General features: G+C 74.2%; 16 protein-coding genes. 7 read left to right on the plus strand and 9 right to left on the minus strand.

The genetic code is table 11. The features are described 5' to 3' along the window. The first annotated feature begins 106 nt into the window (after positions 1–106). Positions 107–556: a GNAT family N-acetyltransferase gene (locus ABD230_RS09675; protein ID WP_344372412.1), complete on the plus strand. Its 450-nt coding sequence runs from the start codon at positions 107–109 to the stop codon at positions 554–556. 61 nt (positions 557–617) lie between these two features. Here ABD230_RS09675 and ggt read toward each other — a convergent pair whose 3' ends face one another. Then, complete coding sequence (ggt, locus tag ABD230_RS09680) at positions 618–2,381, minus strand: gamma-glutamyltransferase (protein ID WP_344372416.1); 1,764 nt, start codon at positions 2,379–2,381, stop codon at positions 618–620. Positions 2,382–2,493: 112 nt separating this feature from the next. Beyond that, positions 2,494–3,120 carry a hypothetical protein gene (locus ABD230_RS09685; protein ID WP_344372419.1) on the minus strand — a complete coding sequence of 209 codons (627 nt, stop codon included), beginning with the start codon at positions 3,118–3,120 and terminating at the stop codon, positions 2,494–2,496. Positions 3,121–3,230: 110 nt separating this feature from the next. On the opposite strand from ABD230_RS09685, the gene ABD230_RS09690 reads away from it, so the two are divergent. Further along, the gene (locus tag ABD230_RS09690; protein ID WP_344372422.1) at positions 3,231–3,557 is read left to right on the plus strand and encodes a hypothetical protein; all 327 of its coding nucleotides are present in this window, start codon (positions 3,231–3,233) and stop codon (positions 3,555–3,557) included. A gap of 39 nt (positions 3,558–3,596) precedes the next feature. Further along, positions 3,597–3,893 carry a DUF503 domain-containing protein gene (locus ABD230_RS09695; protein ID WP_344372425.1) on the plus strand — a complete coding sequence of 99 codons (297 nt, stop codon included), beginning with the start codon at positions 3,597–3,599 and terminating at the stop codon, positions 3,891–3,893. 58 nt (positions 3,894–3,951) lie between these two features. Here the strand turns inward: ABD230_RS09695 and hutI are convergent, their stop codons facing one another. From hutI to hutH, 4 genes are all read right to left on the minus strand, one after another. Continuing rightward, complete coding sequence (hutI, locus tag ABD230_RS09700; protein ID WP_344372429.1) at positions 3,952–5,274, minus strand: imidazolonepropionase; 1,323 nt, start codon at positions 5,272–5,274, stop codon at positions 3,952–3,954. Further along, entirely contained in the window at positions 5,271–6,992 is a 1,722-nt protein-coding gene (gene hutU, locus ABD230_RS09705) for a urocanate hydratase (RefSeq protein ID WP_344372434.1), read from the minus strand. The genes hutI and hutU overlap by 4 nt, the downstream gene beginning before the upstream one ends. Positions 6,993–7,115: 123 nt before the next feature. Next, on the minus strand, positions 7,116–8,537 hold the full coding sequence (locus ABD230_RS09710) for a M23 family metallopeptidase (protein WP_344372437.1): 1,422 nt from the start codon (positions 8,535–8,537) through the stop codon (positions 7,116–7,118). Positions 8,538–8,813: 276 nt separating this feature from the next. Next, a complete protein-coding gene (gene hutH / locus ABD230_RS09715; protein ID WP_344372440.1) occupies positions 8,814–10,385 on the minus strand; it encodes a histidine ammonia-lyase in 1,572 nt (523 codons plus the stop codon). Between the two features lie 129 nt (positions 10,386–10,514). Between hutH and ABD230_RS09720 the strand changes: the two genes are divergently transcribed. Continuing rightward, positions 10,515–11,243: an IclR family transcriptional regulator gene (locus ABD230_RS09720; RefSeq protein ID WP_344373288.1), complete on the plus strand. Its 729-nt coding sequence runs from the start codon at positions 10,515–10,517 to the stop codon at positions 11,241–11,243. A gap of 3 nt (positions 11,244–11,246) precedes the next feature. Here the strand turns inward: ABD230_RS09720 and ABD230_RS09725 are convergent, their stop codons facing one another. Together ABD230_RS09725 and ABD230_RS09730 are read right to left on the minus strand one after the other, a co-directional pair. After that, positions 11,247–11,840, minus strand: coding sequence for an antibiotic biosynthesis monooxygenase (locus tag ABD230_RS09725; RefSeq protein WP_344372444.1), 594 nt, complete (start codon positions 11,838–11,840; stop codon positions 11,247–11,249). A 119-nt stretch (positions 11,841–11,959) separates the two neighbouring features. After that, positions 11,960–12,967 (minus strand): alpha/beta hydrolase fold domain-containing protein, encoded by a 1,008-nt coding sequence (locus ABD230_RS09730; RefSeq protein ID WP_344372448.1) that lies wholly within the window; start codon positions 12,965–12,967, stop codon positions 11,960–11,962. A gap of 172 nt (positions 12,968–13,139) precedes the next feature. On the opposite strand from ABD230_RS09730, the gene ABD230_RS09735 reads away from it, so the two are divergent. Further along, positions 13,140–13,862 (plus strand): HNH endonuclease family protein, encoded by a 723-nt coding sequence (locus ABD230_RS09735; RefSeq protein ID WP_344372451.1) that lies wholly within the window; start codon positions 13,140–13,142, stop codon positions 13,860–13,862. A gap of 33 nt (positions 13,863–13,895) precedes the next feature. Here ABD230_RS09735 and ABD230_RS09740 read toward each other — a convergent pair whose 3' ends face one another. Next, positions 13,896–14,426 (minus strand): GNAT family N-acetyltransferase, encoded by a 531-nt coding sequence (locus tag ABD230_RS09740; RefSeq protein ID WP_344372454.1) that lies wholly within the window; start codon positions 14,424–14,426, stop codon positions 13,896–13,898. Positions 14,427–14,717: 291 nt separating this feature from the next. Between ABD230_RS09740 and ABD230_RS09745 the strand changes: the two genes are divergently transcribed. Next, on the plus strand, positions 14,718–16,658 hold the full coding sequence (locus ABD230_RS09745; protein WP_344372457.1) for a DEAD/DEAH box helicase: 1,941 nt from the start codon (positions 14,718–14,720) through the stop codon (positions 16,656–16,658). A gap of 218 nt (positions 16,659–16,876) precedes the next feature. Continuing rightward, entirely contained in the window at positions 16,877–17,542 is a 666-nt protein-coding gene (locus ABD230_RS09750) for a hypothetical protein (protein WP_344372459.1), read from the plus strand. Positions 17,543–17,652 lie beyond the last annotated feature (110 nt).

Here is a 17,652-nt window from a genome sequence, read left to right on the forward strand (position 1 = left end):
CTCACCTGCACCGCATAGCGGAGAGACTACCCACTCCGCCGCCCGACGGCGCATCGCGTGTCTCATGGACGCGGCGCTCCTGAACGCGGCCCGATACGATTCCGAGATGGAATCCGGAGTCGTGCTCGACGAGACCGTGGCGACCGATCCGCGCGTGGTCGAACTCGTCGCGGAGCAGGAGGCCGAGGTGATGGCCCGGTACGACGAGACCGATCCCGGACCGGGCGCGTCGCCCGACAGTCCGGCCGTGCTGGTCGTGGCCGACGACCGTCCGGTGGGGTGCGTGCTGGTGTCGTTCACCCCGGATTTCGCGGAGATCAAGCGGATGTACGTCGCTCCGGCCGCCCGCGGCCGCGGGCTCAGCCGGTTGCTGCTCGAGCGGGCCGAACGGATCGCCGCGGCGCGCGGCGCGCGGGTCCTGCGGCTGGAGACCGGCTTGGCCCAGCCCGAGGCGATGGCGCTGTACCGCCGCTCGGGGTACTCGCCCATCCCCTGCTACGGCTACTGGAAGGACGACCCGGACGTGCGCTGCTACGAGAAGGAGCTGACGGCCTGACGCCGACGACGACCCGCGCGGTCCCGGCACGCTGCCTCGAGCCGGGCGCTCCGAGGGAGCGTCAGCGGCCCCCCACCGTCCCGTCGCGTCGGAGGTCGGCGCCGCCGAGGAGGGCGCCGGGTGCGATCTCGATGATCGACAGCCCGCTCTCCAACGAGGTGATGGACACGGCGTGGCCACAGGCCACGAGTTGCGCGGCGAGCGCGGCGGCGTCGTAGTCCAGGGTCACGCCCGGCACCGGCACCTCGATCTCGGTCGACCCGTTGCGGTTCTGGTAGTGGGGGACGGCGATCGAGTACTGCGGGTCGAGACCGAAGTCGATGTGATTGACGATCGACTGCGCGGTGTAGCCGATGATCCGTGAACCGCCGGGCGATCCGGTCACCAATTCGACGGCGCCGGTCGAATCGAACACGATCGTGGGCGACATCGAGCTGCGAGGACGCTTCTCGGGCTGGACGCGGTTGGCGACGGGGGTGCCGTCGCTCCCGACCGGGGTGAACGAGAAGTCCGTGAGCTGGTTGTTGAGCAGGAAGCCGTGCACCATGACGCCGTTGCCGAAGGAGCTCTCGACGCTCGTCGTCATCGAGAGGGCGTTGCCCCAGCGGTCGACGATCGAGATGTGGCTGGTGCCGCTCGTCTTGGCGGTCGCGTCGGGCGCCGTCGGGTCGAACTCGCCCGGCGGGGTGCCGGGGCCCGCGGTGCCCATGTCGGTGTCCGAGATGAGTGCGGCGCGGGACGCGAGGTAGGCCTCGTCGAGCATTCCCTCCGCGGGGACGGTCACGAAGTCGGGGTCGCCGACGTAGAGGTTGCGGTCGGCGAAGGCGAGTCGGCCGGCCTGCGTGAACAGGTGGACGACCTCGTCGTCGAGCGGATCGCCGGCGCCCGCGCCGGCCAGGTCGAAGCCCTCGAGGATGCCGAGGATCTGTCCGACCGCGAGACCGCCGGATGAGGGCGGGCCCATGCCGCACACGTCGTGGCCCCGGTAGTCCAGGCACACCGGGGCGCGTTCGACGACGTCGTAGGCGGCGAGATCGGCCGTCGTCATGTCGCCCGGGATGGCCGGATCGGACTGGACCGCGTGGGCGATCTCCTCGGCGATCGGCCCGGTGTAGACGGCGTCGGCGCCGTCCTTGGCGAGGGCCTTCATCACGTCGGCGTAGTCGCGGTTGGTGACGATCGTGCCGGCCGGCTTGGCCACGCAGGTCGCCGGGTCGGCGAAATAGGCCAGGGCGGTCGGGTCGCGGAAGAACACGCGGTCGGAGCACGACGGGTTCAGGGCGAGCAGGCCCGCGGCCTGGGAGGACGTCCGCTCGGTGAGCGCGAATCCGTCCTGGGCGAGCGTCTTCGCCCGCGTGAACAGCGTCTGCCAGGGCCGCGCCCCGTAGCGGTCGTGCAGGACGTCGAGCAGCCGCGGCACGCCGGGCACGCCCACCGAGAGCCCGCTCTGCCAGGCGGTGAAGAATCCGAGGCCGAGGAAGCGATCCTCGGTCGCCGCCGACGGTGCCGTCTCGCGGGCGTCGAACGTGGTGGTCGTTCCGGTGGCGGCATCGTGGTAGACGACGAACGCGCCTCCGCCGATGCCGCTGGACTGGGGCTCGACGAGGCCGAGCACCGCCTGCGCGGCGATCATCGCATCGACCGCGGTGCCCCCGGACCGGAGCACCCGCTCGCCGGCATCCGTCGCGAGCGGGTTCGCCGTGACGACCATCTCCCGCACCGTCGCGGTCGATTCGAATGTCGGGACGTCGGCGGAGGCCGCACCCGCCACGACCAGCGTCGCCGCACTCACCGCGGCGATCGACGCGAACACCTTCCGGAACATGGCAACCCCCCTGTCGCCGCGCAGCCTCATCGCTGCGCCTTCCCCGGGGCGAGTCTTCCAGACTCGAGGGCCCGAGGCCAGAGGGGGTCGCCCCCGCCGTGGGCGACCGACGTCACGTCACGGTCGACGCGACCGCGAGCCACCACACCGGGAACGCGATCCAGGCGAGCCCGCCGAGCACGACGGCGACGCCGAAGAGCACGGTGCGCACCGCCGAGCCGTCGGCCGCGAGGAATCCGATGCCGCCCGCGATCGCGCACGCCACGAGCGCCGCGAGCAGTGCGATCGCGAGCACGGCGAGCCAGCCCGGCAGCACGCCGGCGTCGCGTGCGACGCCGGCCGCGACCGCGGACCACGCGAAGGCGACGACGGTCGCCACGACGGCGACCACCGACTGGGCCTGCAGGTCGGCGAGCCCGGCGAGCATGAGGAGGGTCACGATCGCGATCGCCGCGGCGCCGAGGCAGGCGACCACGGTGAGCGCCCACAGCCAGGGTCCGGCGACGACGTAGCGGGCGAGCAGCACCATCGCGACGATCCACGGCAGCGCGCCGATGACGGCGAGCCAGTCGTTGACCGGGCCGAGCCACGACCACCTCGACTGCGGGGTCGAGAAGGGCGTCGCGAGCACGAAGAACAGGATGAGCGCGACGAGCGCCGCGAGGCTGACGAACCCCTGCAGGCCCGCCCAGATGCGGACCTGCTCGGTTCCGGCCGCGCGGTCGATGGCGATGTCCATGATCCCCACCTCCGGGAGGTGTCCTCGCCTCCATCGTCCTCCCCTGCGAGACGGATGTCACCGTCGGAGGTCCCGGCGCGGGTGCGACGCCGCGGGGTGACAATGGGGACATGCGCGTCGAGGTGCTGCACATCGACGACTGCGCGAACTGGCGCGACGCCGGGGCGCTCGCGCGGTCCGTCCTCGACGCGCTCGGCCGACCGGACGTCGCGGTCGAGTTCGTGCTGATCGAGACGGAGGAGCAGGCCGCGGCGACCGGCTTCGCCGGATCGCCGACGATCCTCGTCGACGGCACGGATGTCGCCCCGGCTGCCGGCGCCGGCGTGCTCGCCTGCCGGGTTTACCCCACCGACCGCGGCTCGGCGCCCCTGCCCGCGCGCTGGCAGGTCGAGGCCGCCGTCCGCTCGAGCGCGGAGGCCGGAGCCGGTCGCAGCTGACGCTCGCCGCCCGGCCCGACCGCGTGCGAGGCTGGCGGCATGTGGATCGGGTGGATCGAGTTCGACCTGCTGCTCGGCGACGTGCACTCGCTCAAGGAGAAGCGCGCCGTCATCCGGCCGATCCTCGCCGAACTGCGGCGTGCCACCGAGGCATCCGTCGCCGAGACCGGCGCCCACGACCTGCACCGTCGCGCCGAGCTCGGCGTCGCCGTCGCGGCATCCGCTCCCGATCGGGCGACCGAGGTGCTCGACCGGGCCGAGCGGCTGGTCGCAGCTCGACCGGAGGCGACGCTGCTCGCCGCGCGACGGCGGCTCCGGCGCGGCGACGACGACTGACCGACCGCGCCTCCGCACGGGCGCGCGGCCGGAGCCGACGACGCGCGCGTACGACCGGTCAGGCCACCCGCACGCCGTCCTTCCACGTCTCGGCGACGATCGGCACGCCGGGCCGGTAGGCGAGGTGGATCGAGCTCGGCGCGTCGAGCACGGCCAGGTCGGCGCGCATGCCGGGGCGGAGCGCGCCGACGTCCGTCCGTCGCAGCGCTGCGGCGCCGCCTGCGGTCGCGGCCCACACGGCTTCGGCGGGCGTCATCCCCATGTCGCGCACCGCGACCGCGATGCAGAACGGCATCGAGCTCGTGAAGCTCGATCCCGGGTTGCAGTCGCTCGCGAGCGCGACGGTCGCGCCGGCGTCGATCAGCCGGCGGGCGTCGGGGTAGGGCTGGCGGGTCGAGAACTCGACGCCCGGCAGCAGCGTCGCGACCGTGTCCGACGCTGCGAGCGCGGAGACGTCGTCGTCGGAGAGGTACGTGCAGTGGTCGACGGATGCCGCGCCGAGCTCGACCGCGAGCGCGACGCCCGGGCCCTCGCCGAGCTGGTTGCCGTGCACGCGCACGCCGAGCCCGGCGGCGCGACCCGCCTCGAGCACGCGCCGGGACTGCTCGGCGGTGAACGCGCCGCGCTCGCAGAACGCGTCGACCCATCGGGCGTACGGCGTGCACGCGTCGAGCATCTCGCCGACCACGAGGTCGACGTACGCGTCGGCGCCCGTGCCGGGCTCGCGGTCGCCGTCGGCGTACTCGGCCGGGACGACGTGGGCGCCGAGGAAGGTGACCTCGTCGGTGACCTCGCGAGCGAGGCGCGCCAGCCTCGCCTCGTCGACCACGCCGAGCCCGTACCCGGTCTTGACCTCGAACGTCGTCGTCCCCTGGCGATGCAGCTCGTCGACGAAGCCCGCGAGCCGGGCACGCAGCTCGTCGTCCGTCGCGGCGCGGGTCGCCGCGACCGTCGAGCGGATGCCACCCGCCTCGTATCGGCGGCCGGCCATGCGGGCGGCGAACTCCGCGGCGCGGTCGCCGCCGAACACGAGGTGGGTGTGGCTGTCGACGAAGCCCGGGATCACGGCGCGGCCGTCGAGGTCGATCACCTCGACGCCGGCGTCCCAGGCGGCCCGGTGCTCCTCGCCGTCGAGCCGGTCCTCGCGCTCGCGGCGCACGGAGGCGGCATCCGTCGCAGACCCGATCGCCGTCGCGTCCGTCGCCGCGCCGGGCGCATGCACGGCCGGACCGACCCACGCGACGCGGCCGTCCTCGATGAGGACGGCCGCGTCGCGGACGATGCCGAGCGCTCCGCCGTCGCGTCCGTCCGCGGGGTCGTTGGTGACGAGCTCGCCGATGTTCGTCAGCAGCATCCGCTGCACTGCACCGCCGTCGGTCATGCGTCCATCATGGGCACGTGGAGGCCGCGTTCGCGAGCCACCTCGACGGCGCGGTCGTAGCCCGCGTCGACGTGCCGCATGACGCCGGTGCCGGGGTCGTTGACCAGCACGCGCGCGATCTTCTCGGCCGCGAGGTCGGTGCCGTCGGCGACCACGACCTGGCCGGCGTGGATGGAGCGGCCGATGCCGACGCCGCCGCCGTGGTGGATCGAGACCCACGTCGCACCGGAGGCGGTGTTGAGCAGCGCGTTCAGCAGGGGCCAGTCGGCGATCGCGTCGGAGCCGTCGGCCATGGCCTCGGTCTCGCGGTACGGCGACGCCACCGACCCCGAGTCGAGGTGGTCGCGGCCGATGACGATCGGCGCCGAGAGCTCGCCCGACGCGACCATCTCGTTGAACTTCAGTCCGGCGAGGTGGCGCTCCTGGTAGCCGAGCCAGCAGATGCGGGCGGGCAGCCCCTCGAAGTGCACCTTCTCGCCGGCCTGCTCGATCCAGCGGCGCAGGTGGGCGTCCTCGGGGAACAGCTCGAGGATGGCGCGGTCGGTCGCCGCGATGTCGGCCGGATCGCCCGAGAGCGCCGCCCAGCGGAACGGTCCCTTGCCCTCGGCGAACAGCGGCCGGATGTAGGCGGGCACGAAGCCGGGGAAGTCGAACGCGTGCGCGTACCCGCCGAGCTCGGCCTCGCGGCGGATCGAGTTGCCGTAGTCGAAGACCTCGGCGCCGATCGCCTGGAAGCCGACCATGGCCTCGACGTGGCGGGCCATCGACTCGCGGGACAGCCGCGTGAACTCCTCCGGGTCGGAGGCCGCGAGCGCGTGCCACTCGCCGATCGTGACGCCCACGGGCAGGTACGAGAGCGGGTCGTGGGCGCTCGTCTGGTCGGTGACGATGTCGATCGGCACGCGGCGCTCGAGCAGCTCCGGGAAGACGGATGCCGCGTTGCCGACGACGCCGACGCTGAGCGCGCGCCCCTCGGCCTTCGCGGCGAGCACGCGCTCGACCGCGACCTCGAGCGACGGCGCGACCTCGTCGAGGTAGCCGTGCTCGACGCGGCGGGTCAGGCGCGTCTCGTCGACGTCGACGATGAGCACGGCGCCGCCGTTCAGCGTCACGGCGAGCGGCTGCGCGCCGCCCATGCCGCCGCAGCCGGCGGTCAGGGTGAGCGTGCCGGCGAGCGACGCCGTCGCGACCTCGTCCTCGGTCGCGCCGCGCTTCTCGGCGAGCGAGCGGGCGACGGCGCCGAAGGTCTCGTAGGTGCCCTGCAGGATGCCCTGCGTGCCGATGTAGATCCACGACCCGGCGGTCATCTGGCCGTACATCGTGAGGCCGAGCTGCTCGAGCCGGCGGAACTCGGGCCACGTCGCCCAGTCGCCGACGAGGTTGGAGTTCGCGATGAGCACGCGGGGCGCCCATTCGTGGGTGCGGAAGACGCCGACGGGCTTGCCGGACTGCACGAGCAGCGTCTCGTCGGGCTCGAGCTCGCGGAGGGTGCGCGTGATCGCGTCGAACGCCTCCCAGTTGCGGGCGGCCTTGCCGGTGCCGCCGTAGACGATGAGGTCCTCGGGACGCTCGGCCACCTCGGGGTCGAGGTTGTTCATGAGCATGCGGAGCGGGGCCTCGGTCTGCCAGCTCTTCGCCGAGAGCTCGGAGCCGCGGGCGGCGCGGACGGTGCGGGGGCCGGCGACGGCGTCGGCCTCGGTGGGTGCTGCGGTGGTCATGTTCCGATCACACACCCTCGCTCGCCGGTCGACAACGGATGCCGCGGGCCTGGCGTCCGGGATCCCGGACATGCCGACCGTGGCGTCGCGTCGGTCGCCGACCGGGCGCGGTGTCGACCCGCGTCAGCCGAGCTGCACGCCGCGGGCGGCCATGAACGGCACCGCGTCGGTCGCCGAACCGTCGAGGCGCACCTCGTAGTGGAGGTGGCATCCGGTCGAGGCGCCGGTGCTGCCCACGGCGCCGATGAGCTCGCCGCCCGCCACGACCTGGCCCACGTCGACGAGGATGCCGCCGTCGCGCAGGTGCGCGTAGCCGGTCGCGACCCCGTCGCCGTGGTCGATGAGGATCCAGTTGCCGTAGGTGCCGTTGCGGCCGGCCTGGACGACGACGCCGTCGGTCGCGGCGAAGACGCCCGTGCCGCACTGGGCCGCGAGGTCGGTGCCGCGGTGGAACTGGTTCACGCCGGGGAGCGGCTTGTCGGGTCGCGGGCCGAAGCCGTCGGTGATCGAGCCGAAGACGGGCGATGCCCAGCCCTGCTCGCTCAGCTGCCCGGAATCGGACGGGACGTTCTCGAAGGTGGTGACCGTCTCGGCCGCCAGGCGAGTCTGCGCGCCGTTGATCGCGGCACGCGCGGCGGCGACGGCGCCCTCGGCCTTGACCACGTCGTTCTCGTACTCGGCGATCGGGATGGCGTCGACGGCCTCCCACGCGGCGGCGGCACGATCCTCGGCCGTGGTGGCGTCGGCGTCGCGACGATCGGCGATGTCGCGGAGCCGGTCCGCGTCGCCGGCGAGCTGCTGCACCCGGTCCATGCCGGCGAGCCCCGCGAGCAGGTCCTTGCCGGAGCCCCACGCGGCCGCCATCGACCGCATCGCGGCGCCGTCGCCCTCGACCGCGTCGAGGTAGACGCTCGCGGCCGTCTCGGCGACGCGTCGGGCCGACTCGGCCTCCTGGTCGAGGCGCTCGGCGACGGCGCGGGCATCGGCCTGCGTGCTGCGGGCCGACGCGAGCTTGGACCGCGCGCTCCGCAGGTCGGCCATCGCCCGGTCGAGCTTGACCTGGAGCCCGGAGAGTGCCGCGGTACGCGAGTCGGCCGTTCCGACGACGGTCGTGGTCCGGACCATCTGCGCGACGGGGCCGTCCCCGACGAGCACGAACGGCGCGGTCACCCCGCCGGACGTGGGCGGCACCGGCGTGGCCGTCGGAGTCGGCGTCGGAGTGGGAGTCGGCGTCGGAGTGGGAGTGGGAGTCGGAGTCGGAGTGGGCGTCGGCGTCGGGGTCGGGGTCGGGGTGGGTGTCGGGGTCGGGTCGGGCGTCGGATCCGGGGTGGGCTCGGGCGTCGGGTCGGGCGTGGGCGTCGGGTCGGGCGTCGGCTCGGGATCCGGCGTCGGCTCCGGGTCCGTGGTCGGCGTCGGGTCGGGCGTCGGCGCCGGGTCCTCGGTCGGGGTCGGCTCGGGCGTGGGATCGCCCGCCTCGGTCGTGTCGGTCGACTCGGTGGTGGCCGTCGCGTCCGCGGTCGAGCCGTCGCCGGCATCCGTCGTCACGGTCGTCGCGTCGACCTCTTCCGCGTACGCGGGCGCGAGAGATGAGGCGCCGAGGAGGATTCCTCCGGCGAGCGCGGCGACCGCAACCGTGCACCTCCGGGCGGGTCTCGCTCGGAACGGGTCTCGATCGTCTGCGTCTCGGGTTCGGAACATAGGGCTTTCCAGGCGGCCGACAACGATGCCGACTCTCCCCAAGTCTGCCCGTCCGCGGGGTCCGCGCACAACCTCGGGTTTGCCGCGGGCGAACCCCCGTTCGGGGCGCAACCTGCGCGCGAGTCAGTCGAGCGGGACGACCCCGCCTGCCCGGCGCAGCACCTCGCCCGACTGCACGGCCCCGACGACGGCCTCGATCTCGGGCGAGAGGAAGCGGTCCTCGCCCGGCACCGCACCCGCCTCGGCGACGAGTTCGACGACCGCCCCGGTGGCCGCGCCCGGCTCGAGCGGGGCGCGCAGCGCGAGGCCCCTGGCGGCCGTCATGACCTCGATCGCGACGACGCGGGCGAGTCCGTCGAGGGCGCGTCGCAGCTTGCGTGCAGCAGCCCAGCCCATCGACACGTGGTCCTCCTGCATGGCCGACGACGGGATCGAGTCGGCCGACGCGGGCACGGCGAGGCGCTTGAGCTCCGAGACGATGCCGGCCGCGGTGTACTGGGCGATCATGAGGCCCGAGTCCACGCCGACCTCGTGGGCGAGGAACGGCGGCAGCCCGTGGTTGCGGGCCTGGTCGAGGAACCGGTCGGTGCGCCGCTCGCTCATCGACGCGACGTCCGCCACGGCGATCGCGAGGAAGTCGAGCACGTACGCGACGGGCGCGCCGTGGAAGTTGCCGTTCGACTCCACCCGGCCGTCCGGCGTGAGCACCGGGTTGTCGACCGCGCTCGCGAGCTCGGCCTCGGCGACGACCGTCGCATGGGCCATCGTGTCGCGCGCGGCGCCGTGCACCTGCGGGGCGCAGCGCAGCGAGTAGGCGTCCTGCACGCGCGTGCACTCCGGGCCCTTGTGGCTGGCGACGATCGGCGACCCCGCGAGCAGGTTCCGGAGGTTGCCCGCCGAGACCGCCTGGCCGCGCTGCGGCCGGAGGGCGTGCAGGTCGGCCGCGAACACGGCGTCGGTGCCCATGAGGCCCTCGACGCTCATCGCCGCGGCGACGTCGGCGGTGGCCAGCAGCATCCGGAGGTCGTGGATGGCCAGCGCGAGCATGCCGAGCATGCCGTCGGTGCCGTTGATGAGGGCGAGGCCCTCCTTCTCGCCGAGGTGGAGCGGGGTGATGCCGGCCGCGGCGAGCGCCGCCGCGGCATCCGTCGGCCCGTCGGCGCCGTCGACGCGGACCTCGCCCTCGCCCATGGCGACGAGCGCGCAGTGCGCGAGCGGTGCGAGGTCGCCCGAGCAGCCGAGCGAGCCGTACTCGCGCACGACCGGGGTGATGCCCGCGTTGAGGATCGCCGCGTAGGTCTCGGCCGTCTCGCGGCGCACGCCCGTGCGCCCGGTCATGAGCGTGGAGAGGCGCAGGAGCATGAGGGCGCGGACGACCTCGCGCTCGACCTCGGCGCCGGAGCCGGCGGCGTGGGAGCGCACGAGGCTCGCCTGCAGCTGCGCGCGGCGGTCCTCGGCGATGAAGGTCGTCGCGAGTGCGCCGAAGCCCGTCGAGATGCCGTAGTGCGGCTCGGGGTCCGCGGCGAGGCCCTCGACGATCGCGCGGCTCGCGGCCACCTCGGCGAGCGCGGCGTCGTCGAGTTCGACGCGCGCGTCGTGCCGGGCCACGGCGACGACGTCGTCGATCGTGAGCGGTCCGGTGCCGACGGTGACGGATGCCGCGGTACGGGCGGGTGCGGGCGCGATGGTGCTCATGCCTCCGATTCCACACCGCGGAGGCGCGCGCCGGAACGCGGGGGAGTACGCTTCCGTCCGGGATACCGGACGAGGAGGTGACGCGTGGCCGAGGCCTCGAAGGTGCCCGCCGCCGACCAGGTGCTGCGGATGCTCTCGCACCTGGCGGCGCAGCGCGGGCCGGTGCCCGCCGCGTCGATCGCGACCGCGCTCGACCTGCCCCGATCGACGACGTACCACCTGCTCGCGGTGCTCCAGGAGCGCGGGTTCGTCGTGCACCTGCCGGAGGAGCGGCGCTACGGGCTCGGCGTCGCGGCCTTCGAGCTGTCGAGCGGGTTCAGCCGCCAGCAGCCGCTCACCCGCCTCGGCCGACCGCTCGTTGCCGCGCTCGTCGACCGGCTGGGCGAGTCCGGCCACCTCGCCGTCCTGCACGGCCGCGACGTGCTCTACCTCGTCGAGGAGCGCGCGCCGCGCCGCCCGTCGCTCGTCTCGGACGTCGGCGTGCGCCTGCCCGCGCACCTCACCGCCTCGGGTCGCGCCATGCTGCAGGCGCTGCCTCCCGCGCAGCTGCGGGCCCTCTACCCCGACCGATCGGCGTTCGCGGCGCGTCCCTCGGCGACGGATGCCGCGGCCTGGACCTACTCGCGGCTGAAGGCCGTGCTCGCGGAGGCGCGACTCGCCGGCGTCGCGGGCGAGCACGGCGAGGTCACCGGCGGCCTCGCCTCCGTCGGCGCCCCCGTGCTCGACCACCTCGGCTGGCCGGCCGCGGCGATCGCGGTCACGTTCGCCGACGGGGCACCGGCCGACCTCGTGGCGGCCGCCACCGAGGGAGTCCGCGACGCCGCCGCCACGCTCTCGCGGAGGATCGGCGCGCGCTGACGATCAGGCGGCGGGCGACGGGACCAGCCAGCTCCGCAGCATCCGGGTCACCCAGGGGAGCACCCAGTACGTCATGATCGGCGTCAGCACGAGGGTGGTCACGAGCACCCGCAGCGCCAGCGGCACGCCCTCCCACCACGGAAGCAGCGCCACGAGCAGTGAGAAGACGAGGTTGACGGGGAAGAAGCCGAGCCAGATGCTCACGGCCTGCTTCCAGCGCGGCGGCGCCGGCGGCAGCGCGGGCTCCTCGGCGGCGTCGTCGACCGCGGGCACCGAGCCGGTGGCCGGTTCGTCGAACCATCCCTCGATGCCGGTCCGGCGCTTCGCGCGCTCGGTGCGGACGAAGCCGCGGCCCATCTCGAGCCACCAGGCGCGCTCCGGCGACCGCTCCCACGCCTCGAGGGTCTCCTCGTCCGCGAAGCGGTAGAGCATGTGCCACACGTCGGAGTCCTGCCCCGCGCGGACCCAGCCCGAGCCGAGGAAGCCGGGGTAGCGGTTGGCGAGGTTCACGCCGGTCTGCACCCAGACGGTCGCCTCCGCGATGCGGCCGGGGTCGACCTCGCGGCGGATCGACACGGTGATCGGTTCGGTGCCCATGCCTCCATGGAAGCGCATGCGTGCTGCGAGGACGTTGCGTGCGCGTTGCGGCGGCGGTTTCCCGGCGGCGGTCTCCCGGCGGCGGTCTCCCGGCGGCGGTCGCGCCGACCCGGGCGGTCTCAGTCGAGGTGGGCGTGCAGGAACGCGGCGACCTCTGCGCGGAGGCCCTCGTCGAGGATGCCGATCGAGTGGGCCTCGCCGGGCACGATGGCGAGGTCCGCCTCGACGGCCGACGCCCCGAGGGTGGCCGCGAGCCGTTCGGCCTGGCTGAGCGGGATGATCTCGGAGTCGGCGTGGCCGATGAAGAAGGGCGGGTCCGTCGGGTCGACCCACGCCGTGGGCGACGCGTCGATGGCCTGCGGACAGGACTCGTCGGGCGTGCCCGGCTCGCAGTCGAGGAAGTCGCCGACGATGCCGCGCAGCCAGTCGGACGCGGCATCCGCATCGAGCTCGGGCAGGCCGAGGCCCACGGGGCCGGAGAGCTCGGCGACGGCGGCGACCCGCGAGCCGACGTCGAGGGGGCCTTCGCCGAGCGTGCCGAGCAGCGCCGCGAGATGACCGCCCGCCGAGCCGCCGAAGACGCCGATCCGCGCGGGGTCGAGGCCGAACCGGTCGAGCTGCGCGGGCTCCCGCAACCACGCCACCGCCGCCGCGACGTCGTCGATCTGCGCCGGGTAGACCGCGTCCGGCACCAGGCGGTAGTTGACGGATGCCGCGACGAAGCCCTCGCTCGCCAGCCACAGGCACACGTTCCGCCAGTCGGCGTTCGCCTTGTCGCCGCGCGCCCAGCTCCCGCCGTGGATCGAGACGACCGCCGCGTGGGTCCCGCCGATCGCCGACGCGGGCGGGCGGCACACGTCGAGCGTCAGGACGGTGCCGTCGTCGGCGACGCCGTACTCGAGGTCGGGGTCGACGCGCAGGTCGTTCGGCGGCTCGAAGGTGCGGATGCCGATGACCTCGTTGCCCGCGACCTCGCTCGATGCCTGGCGCGCCGCCGGGTCCAGTTCGCGCAGCGGCTGGTGGAACGCGGACGCGACGGCGGCCACCGCGATGGCGGCGCTCACGGCGAGGGCGATCCGCACCGACCGGCGACGCCGGCCGCCGCGATCGCCGGAGAGTCGGGTCATGGGCAGGGGCTCCGGGCTCGGGGGTGAGGCGATGCTACCCCAGGATCGCCGATCCGGGGACACCGGCTCGAACGGTTTCCGGCGGCCGCCCGGAACCGGTCCAGCCGGATACGCTCGCGGCACCCGCCCCGGCGACCGCCCGGGCCCCCGCCCCTCGTCCCCGAACGGTCCCGTGATCCGAACCCTCCTCAGCGCCGCCCTCGGCGTCGCGCTCACGCTGTCCCTGTCCGCGTGCACCACCGACGACCTCGTCGACGTCCTGTCGGCCATCGAGTCCGAGCTGTCCGAGGGGGCGTCGCCCTCCGGGCCGACCGGCTCCGGGCTCACCGCCGCCGAGGTCGAGGAGGCCGAGGCCACGCTCGCGAGCCTGCCCGTCAAGGGACGGGCGCCGATGACCGGCTACGAGCGCGACGAATTCGGCCACGGCTGGACCGACGTCGACCACAACGGCTGCGACACCCGCAACGACGTGCTCGCCCGCGACCTCGAGGACATCGACCGCCCTGCCGGCTGCCGCGTGCTCGCCGGCCTCCTCGACGACCCGTACACCGGCCGGGTGATCGAGTTCATCCGCGGACAGGGCACGTCGCAGCTCGTGCAGATCGACCACGTCGTGCCCCTCGCGAACGCGTGGGTCACGGGGGCGCAGCAGCTCTCGGAGGAGGAGCGGGTCGAGTTCGCGAACGACCCGCTCAACCTCCTCGCGGTCGACGGGTCGGCGAACCAGCAGAAGGGCGCCGGCGACGCCGCCACCTGGCTGCCGTCGAACCGCGGCTTCCGCTGCGAGTACGTCGCCCGCCAGGTCGCGGTCAAGGCCGCGCACGGACTCTGGGTGACCGCGCCGGAGCGCGACGCGATCCGCGGCGTCCTCGACGGGTGCGCGACGACGGGCTGAATCCGTCCGCCGGATCCGCCCGGAGCTTCGCCGCTACTCGCCGACGGCGAGCGGCCGGTCGTCGCCGAGCAGCTCCGCGCCGAACCCCACGAGCGACTTCGCCATGCACACGCTCGCCGGCACACCCGCGTAGCGGCCGAAGGCCGGCACCCGGCGGTACCCGTGCTTCGCGTACAGCGCCTGCGCGGCGAGGTGCTGGGAGCCGGTCTGCAGCACGAGCTCGCGGACGCCGCGCGCCGCGGCATCCGTCTCGGCGCGGTGCAGCAGCATGCCGGCGATGCCGAGCCCGCGGGCCGCCTCGTCGACGTACATGCGCGCGATCTCGGCGCGGGCGCCGTCGAGGTCGCCCTGCTCGATGAGCGCGACCATGCCGAGCGCCGTGCCGTCCTCGGACCGGGCGACGTAGACGCTCACGCCGGGCCGGTCGAGCTCGTCGGCATCGAGCTGCACGCAGCCCGCGCCGGCCGGGTACAGGGCGCGCGAGAAGGCGGAGCCGTGCTCGAGCAGCCGTGCGATGCCGGCCGCCCGCGGCGACTCGACGGAGATCGACGGCGGTGTGGTCACGACGAGAGCGTACGCGATATGCGTTACCGCTCCGTTACGTTCCCGAGGCGGAATCCGGCCGTCGGGCGGATTCACAGGCGCCTGTCCGGTATCGTTGCGGGGTCGGTCATCGGACGCCGCGCCGTGCGCGGAAACGTGAGTCCAGTGGGCCGGATCCCCGGGCGATCTGCGCGGGGAGCATCACAAGGTATGTGAAACGGCCCCGGTCCACGATGCTGCCGGGTTCTCAGTCGTGCTGCGCTGCGTGCGCAGCCGGTTGCCACGTACACGAGCAACCAGGAAGCAGTCCCCATGCCCAAGAACCGCAAGCCCGCCGGCGGCCGCGTCGCCCGCGACTTCGACCCCGCCCGACAGGGCGCCCGCCGCACCCCCGGTCGCGGCGGCTCCACGCAGAAGCCCGGCTCGCGCAGCCCGAAGCACCGCGGCCACCGCCCGGAGGACGCCGAGTCCGCCAAGGCGCCGCGCTGGACGCGCGAGGAGCGCGTCGCGAAGGGCCGGACCGAGCACCGCGCCGATCGTCCGGGTCGCGACGACCGCCGCGCCGAGCGCGACGACCGCGGGCCGCGTCGGTTCGACCGGGACGAGCGTGCGCCGCGCCGCTTCGACCGGGACGACCGGGCCCCGCGTCGTGACGACCGGTTCGACCGCGGCGACCGCGGCGACCGTCGGTTCGACCGCGATGATCGTGCCCCGCGCCGGTTCGACCGGGACGAGCGTGCGCCGCGCCGCTTCGACCGCGACGACCGGGCCCCGCGTCGTGACGACCGCGGCGACCGCGGCGAGCGTCGCTTCGACCGCGACGACCGTGCCCCGCGCCGGTTCGACCGGGACGAGCGTGCGCCCCGTCGCGACGACCGGTTCGACCGCGGCGACCGCCGGTTCGACCGCGACGAGCGAGCCCCCCGCCGTTCGCGTGAGTTCGATCGCCCGGGCTTCCGCGACTCCGAGCGCCGGCCCTCCTCGTTCTTCTCCGACGAGCCCCGCGCCGAGCGCTTCGAGCCCTCCGACGACGTCGTGCTCGAGCGCCTCCAGGCCGAGGCCGTGACGGCCGACGAGGTCGACGGCGTCGCGTTCGCGGACCTCGGCCTCGGCCGCAACATCGTCGACGCGCTCGCGCGCCTCGGCGCCGAGACGCCGTTCCCGATCCAGGCCGCGACCATCCCGGTCGTGCTCGAGGGCCGCGACGTGCTCGGCCGCGGCCGCACCGGCTCCGGCAAGACCATCGCCTTCGGCGCCCCGACCGTCGAGCGACTCATGCAGGAGTGGGCGGCGTCCGGCAAGTCCGGCGGCAAGCGCCAGATGGGCCGGAGGCCCCGCGCGCTGATCCTCGCACCGACCCGCGAGCTCGCCCTGCAGATCGACCGCACCGTGCAGCCGATCGCGCAGAGCGTCGGCCTCTTCACGACGCAGATCTACGGCGGCGTCCCGCAGGGTCGCCAGGTCGGTGCGCTGCAGCGCGGGGTCGACATCGTCATCGGTACGCCGGGCCGCATCGAGGACCTCATCGAGCAGGGCCGTCTCGACCTCTCCGAGGTCATGGTCACGGTCCTCGACGAGGCCGACCACATGTGCGACCTCGGGTTCCTCGAGCCGGTGCAGCGCATCCTGCGCCGCACCCCCGAGGGCAGCCAGCGGCTCCTCTTCTCGGCCACTCTCGACACCGGCGTCGCCGCGCTCGTCGACGAGTTCCTGGTCGAGCCGGCGGTGCACGAGGTCGCGGGCGAGGACCAGGCCTCGGGCACGATCGAGCACCGCGTGTTCGTCATCGACCACCGCGACAAGCGCGACCTCGTCGCCCAGCTCGCAGACCGCGACGGCAAGACCCTGGTCTTCTCGCGCACGCGCGCCTTCGCCGAGGACCTCACGGACCACCTGGAGGACGCCGGCATCCGCGCGGTCGCCCTCCACGGCGACCTCAACCAGTCCAAGCGCACGCGCAACCTGCAGCAGCTCACGAGCGGTCGCGTCGACGTGCTCGTCGCGACGGACGTCGCCGCCCGCGGCATCCACGTCGACGACATCGACCTCGTCATCCAGGCCGATGCGCCCGACGAGTACAAGACGTACCTGCACCGCGCCGGCCGCACCGGCCGTGCGGGCCGCGAGGGTCGCGTCGTGACGCTCATCACCCGCAACCGGCAGCGCCGGCTCGCCGACCTGCTCGGCCGCGCCGAGATCGAGGTCGACTTCGAGGACGTGCGCCTCGGCGACGAGCTGCTCGCCGACGCCTGACCCCCGGGCGCCCTTCGCGTTTCTCAGGAGGACACGCCGCACGTCGATGCACGACGCGGCGTGTCCTCCTGAGCACGGTGCGGATCCCGCGTTCCGCCCCTGAGAAACGCGAGTGGCAGGCGCCGGGATCGGCGACGCCCGGCGATATGGTCGGACCGACGCGCCCTGCCGCGTCCGAGCGACCGCCTGCGAGCGCCGCGGCGGGGGACGGGGAGCGCATGAGCGACGAGTCGGGTCCGAGGCAGGGCAGCGCGGCCGTCGCCACCGTGAGCCGCGCGATGCTGTCGTGGTTCGGCGTGGCGATCGTCGTGCTGTCGTTCCTCGCGGCGTTCCTCGGTGCGTGGCTCGCCCGCTCGACCGGCGCGCCGTCGGCGGACGACACGCCGCAGCCGCTGCCGTCGGCCTCGGCCGAGCAGGTCGACTACGAGGAGGCGCTCGCCGAGATCCTGCCCGCCGGGTCGGCCGTGCGCGTGGGCATGGGCGCGCCCGAGTCCGGGAAGGGCTACGACGGCGACGTCTACATCGACGTCGACACCACCGACCTGTACGTCTTCCGCGACGGCGACTGGCAGGTCGCCGGCAACCTCAAGGCCGAGGCGGTCGAGCACCTCACCGGGGCGACCGGACCGCAGGGCACGGCGGGACCGCAGGGCGAACCGGGTCCGCGGGGCGAGCCCGGAACCCCGGGCACGCAGGTGCTCCTGGGCCAGGGCGACCCCGACCCGAAGACCTGCACGACCGAGGGCGACGTCTACATCGACACCGAGTCGGTCGCGTTCTTCCAGTGCCTCGGCGGCCAGTGGATCTTCTTCGGCCCCCAGCCGGCGGCGCCCACCCCGACCGCGACCGCCGAGCCTGCGCCCGAGCCCACCGACGGCGGCTGATCACGCGTCCGCATCCGCGCTCGACTGGCGGATGCGCCATCCGTTCGGCATACTTACTGACTGAACGGTCGGTTGGAATTCAACCGAGGGGATGACGCGGCGGCCCGCAG

Source organism: Agromyces tropicus (assembly GCF_039531345.1).
In the GTDB taxonomy this organism is placed as follows: Bacteria; Actinomycetota; Actinomycetes; order Actinomycetales; family Microbacteriaceae; genus Agromyces; species Agromyces tropicus.